The 4,342-nt window shown below is 53.5% G+C and carries 6 protein-coding genes; all 6 read right to left on the bottom strand.

Annotated features, from left to right (window positions below):
- The coding region (locus JOD69_RS24350; RefSeq protein ID WP_210024364.1) for a hypothetical protein at positions 1-282 on the bottom strand (282 nt) is incomplete at its 3' end.
- Between the two features lie 34 nt (positions 283-316).
- Positions 317-1,051 (bottom strand): hypothetical protein, encoded by a 735-nt coding sequence (locus JOD69_RS24345; RefSeq protein ID WP_210024363.1) that lies wholly within the window; start codon positions 1,049-1,051, stop codon positions 317-319.
- Between the two features lie 331 nt (positions 1,052-1,382).
- Positions 1,383-1,949, bottom strand: a complete 567-nt coding sequence (locus tag JOD69_RS24340; RefSeq protein WP_156882035.1) for a hypothetical protein — start codon at positions 1,947-1,949, stop codon at positions 1,383-1,385.
- 11 nt (positions 1,950-1,960) lie between these two features.
- Positions 1,961-2,989: an RHS repeat-associated core domain-containing protein gene (locus JOD69_RS24335; RefSeq protein ID WP_210024362.1), complete on the bottom strand. Its 1,029-nt coding sequence runs from the start codon at positions 2,987-2,989 to the stop codon at positions 1,961-1,963.
- A 102-nt stretch (positions 2,990-3,091) separates the two neighbouring features.
- Positions 3,092-3,517 carry a hypothetical protein gene (locus JOD69_RS24330; RefSeq protein ID WP_139840999.1) on the bottom strand — a complete coding sequence of 142 codons (426 nt, stop codon included), beginning with the start codon at positions 3,515-3,517 and terminating at the stop codon, positions 3,092-3,094.
- Between the two features lie 21 nt (positions 3,518-3,538).
- The coding region (locus JOD69_RS24325; protein ID WP_210024361.1) for an RHS repeat-associated core domain-containing protein at positions 3,539-4,342 on the bottom strand (804 nt) is incomplete at its 5' end.

Here is a 4,342-nt window from a genome sequence, read left to right as displayed (position 1 = left end):
GGCGTCCTTGACCGTCGCCACCCGCCCGTTGGGGGTGTAGGTGTAGGCGGCGGTGGTCTGGGCGAGTCCCGTGCCGACCGCGCGCTTGATCTGCTCCACCCGGTCGTCGAGGGCATAGACGGTCTCGGTCACCCGGGGGCCGCCTTCGGCCGTTGTCAGGTTCTCGGTGGTGCGGATCTGCCGGTCGAGGTCATCATAGGCGTAGTCGGCCACCGCCACCGGCGCCGCCGCCGTGGGACAGGTGGTGGCCGAAGCCGTCTGCCCCGGCCCAAAGGCTTTCAAGAGCTTAACGCGACGCGAATGCGCCCTATACGAACTATCGCCAATGAGCGATAGCTTCATCATATTTCAGGTAGTCCGTTATCCCGGCCACAGCCGCTTCTACGAAACGCCGGGAGAACACACCATTAACCCGTTCACATAAGTCGTCTAAGCGCTTGGCGTTCTGCTGCCAATCTTCCGGCTTCTCAAAAAATTTCAACAGATGCAGCGATCCGTCGCCCAGCGTTTCGGTGGCAACAGCTTCAATAGATAGATCAGCAAGCTTGACACCATGCTGCTTTAGCAACCCATCCGATAACAGCGTGTACCAATAAACGCCGGAAACATATTTTTCCAGGTTCCGACCTATCCAGTCTTCAATATGGTTCTTGCCTATCGTGATGTAATAACGATGCCTGTGCTTGTATTCCTCTTCATCACACCCAAAACCAAAAACAGGCTGGTGCTCGGCAAGGCTTCTAAAAAACGTGACGGCAAGTTCACTAGGTAAGCCCTCCGTTAGGTACAGCGTAACCTCGGCGTATCCCACGCGCCGGGTCGACACATCAAAAAGCACTTTATTTTCCGCATACAAGAAGAAACCGGTTGGGTTTGCCTTGCGGAAATCATGAAACCGCACTTCATCTGAAAGCACATTCGCTTTGATGATCTTGCCTTCGTCTTCGGCAAAATAAACCGGCCTGATCGGTTCTGGCAGACCTCGCAGATCGTTAACGAGGCTATCCGAATCGACACTGTTTTCGAAATAAAGCTTAACTTTAATCATCACTGCGGCCCTAAATCATCGCGGCGAATAATTCGGTCAAAGGCCTCTTCAGCAGGCCCAGAGACACGAGTCTTGGAGCCCGTGATTTACACCGATTCTATGCCCGCATCTCTTGCTGCATCTGTTTGAATACGAATTTGCTTCGTACAGGAAACGCAAACCCTATCTTTGATTTCAATCGATCTTGTGGATGTCAGCGCGTCCGGTACGGCGCTTCCTTCCGCCGTACTGACTTTCTGCGTGTTCTTGGGCAGCCCTAAATCGTTGAGGACTCGGGCTTCCGCCTCTCTTCCTCTCGCCAGTGCTCCCCTTGGAACAACACACTCATAGCATTTTATGCAACCGGGCGAAATCTAACATTGTTCACGCCTTCCTGCATTAATTCCCCGCCATTATCAACAAACGCCTTAATCGTTTTAGTGTACTTGATGGTTGAATAAACAGCGCTACCTCCCGTTACAATGTTTTCACCCATCACCGACCCCGCCATACCCTTCACAAGCTCTGTTTTTACTCGTTTAAAGAGCGATAACAATCGTCGATTCTCACAACGCTCACCAGTAGCGTCATCAATCCAATCCGTCTTGATAGCTACTTCAGACATAAACATTATCTTGCCAGATTCTCGCGGCAAGATAATCTGAACCAAGCCAAGTCGCCCTGGCTCCAAATCTTTCGGATTGATTTCAGATACAGCCAACCCAGACTCCGACAAATAGAGCCGTGAGGCACCGAATGCTTGAATTTGGCGAACTAAGTCCTCACAGTCAGCTTGTTTAATCGCGGCATTCGTTCCCCCACGGTACAAGAAAATACTCAAGTTCAATGCTTTTACTATGCTGCAAAGCATTAGTAAGAGATCATCAAGTGTCGCGAAAAATTGAACCCTTTTAGTTGCCATACAATCACCGATCATAGGGCGTGTAGCCGGGTCGTTGACCGGTAGCAGCCTCTACCTGTGCTCCGCCCAACATTTTCCCGATAGATCGTACCATCAGGAGCACGCGTCGTTATGTCTGGCCGACGACACGACTTACATCCCCCGGGTGTCTGTATCACCTCTTCCGGAAGCTTTCCTCCGCCAAGATGTTCATGCCCCTGACCTTTAAGCTCATCAATGCGACGCTCAATCGTAGATGTATGTGCCGGGCCACCTCGGCTTCCGTATGGGTTCGGTATCCCCCTTGTAGCATCAACTACGCCTTCAACGGCATTACCGGCTTTCCGGAGTTCGGATACCCCCGGAATGATTCCGGCGATGGCCCAAACCCGCGGCACGGCCTCACCGGTAATGGCGTCTCTGCCGGTGATCAGGGTTGAAAAATCCAGCGCGGTTCCCGCCGGGGTAAAGCCTAAACCGAAGGACGCAATGTCATCGCCGGCTAATCCGGTGGGATCGATTCGATTGATCGGATTATTCCCCACATAGGCATAGAGGTTCAAGTCGTCCCCATAGCCGATCGGGTCGGTCTGCAGGAACCGCCCCAAGGCCGGCGAATACATCCTCGCCTTGTAGTGGTATAGGTTCAATTGCCCGAGGAGCTGCTGGCCGGTGTAGCGGAACCTAACGCCCGTGGTGACGTTCGGTTCGCCCCAGGGGCCGTAGCTGTAGACCGCGGTCGAGGTGCCTGTGGCATCGGCGGTGGCGACGATGGAGCCTAAGTGATCGCCGTAGAGCCAGGTCTTCTGCGTGGTGCCGGTGCCTTCGTACCCCACCAACGGCTCGTCGACGCCGGGGCCGTGGACGTAGCGGCGGAGGAGATTGCCCGAGCCGTCGTACTCGGCCAAGAGGTCCTGGCCGTCGTAGAGGAGGTTCGAGGTCACCCCGGCGATCGCGGTCTGCCGAAGCCGCCCCTCGCCGTCATAGGCCAAGGTGGCCGCGAGGCCGGTCTTGCTGGCGGTCTTGAGACGGTTGTCGAGGTCGTACGCATAGCTCCACACCCCGTCCCCGGTGAGGTTGCCGTTGGCGTCATAGCCGAGGGTGGCCCCGGCCGCCTGGGTGTACTGGTTGAGGCCGTTGGCGCCTGTACACGTATGGCTTGTTTATTTTGGAAGCTTTAATCCTCTGTTTTCTAAAACTTCCTTATCTTCTGGATGAATATAATACTCTGTGGGAGAGGTATAAGTTCTGCCCGCGTAATCAACAACTCGTCCGTTAAGTTTACTCGCCAATTCAATCATCCAACTCAATGTCGCTTCGTCAGGATTTTTGGTCATACATTTACCACTGTTTAAATAGAGCTTGCCTTTGACTTTGCGTGTGGGATCAACGATTAGAGTATCCTTTTCCTGCTTAGAACCAGTTTTACTCGGCCGTAATTCCACATCATCGCGAGTCTTAGCCAGTTCCATAAATTGTTCCCTCGTTGGCGGCAAGAGCCGGTAACTTTTTTTACGACCGAGCCACCACGGGCCATAACGGGTTTCTCGACCGACGATAATCCAATAAAGCCCTTTTTTTACCGCCATGTATATATCAAACAAAGGTAGTCATTTAAGCGATTTTATGGCGCCTGCACCGCTATAAAGCCGACTGAAGCGACCAAGTCCATTGACATCGGTAACACCAACGCCACGTTCATAAATGATAGGGATGCCAGAACCTGCGCCATATTTACTCTCATGTCTAGCCCATTGACCTTTAGTCGTTAGGTCTGCCCAAAGCCCGGAACCATCCCACGATAGATCCGGCCCACCCGTGGCCCTATTTGCCCCAGTAAACGCATTTGTAGCAGCCGAACTTAATACATTGTTATCGTTCAATATAGTTCCCACCGTATCGTGATAACGCGATCCTTGCACCGCTGCATTCGAAGTCGTTGGAGCTCGTCTTGTGACTTGATTGGCGACATCGACAACCTGAGACACATCGTATCCAATTTGCGCCGATGTTCGAATTGAATTTCCAGCCCTCAAAGATTGCAGACCAGCGCTGACACCTGCCGGTAAGAATGGAACGGCGGCTGCGGCGCCATCGTAGATAAGGCCTGCCGCATCCAAAGCCGCCCACCCCCAATTGCCTTGGTTCACATTGGCCGCGAGTGAGGCGGCTCCCAAAGCGATATTGGCGACATCCCAAGCCGTTTCGACAAATAACCCGCTCGGATCTTTCCCATTGACCGGATCATTCCCGACATAAGCATACAGGTTCAAGTCATCCTGGTAGCCGATGGGGTCGGTCTGCAGGAACCGCCCGATTGCCGGCGAATACATCCTCGCCTTGTAGTGGTACAGGTTCAATTGGCCGAGGAGCTGCTGGCCGGTGTAGCGGAACCGGACGCCGGTCGCGACGTT

This window comes from Methylocaldum sp. RMAD-M, assembly GCF_017832375.1.
In the GTDB taxonomy this organism is placed as follows: Bacteria; Pseudomonadota; Gammaproteobacteria; order Methylococcales; family Methylococcaceae; genus Methylocaldum.
Note: the sequence above shows the minus strand (reverse complement) of the source record. Positions and strands in the feature narration are given on the sequence as shown.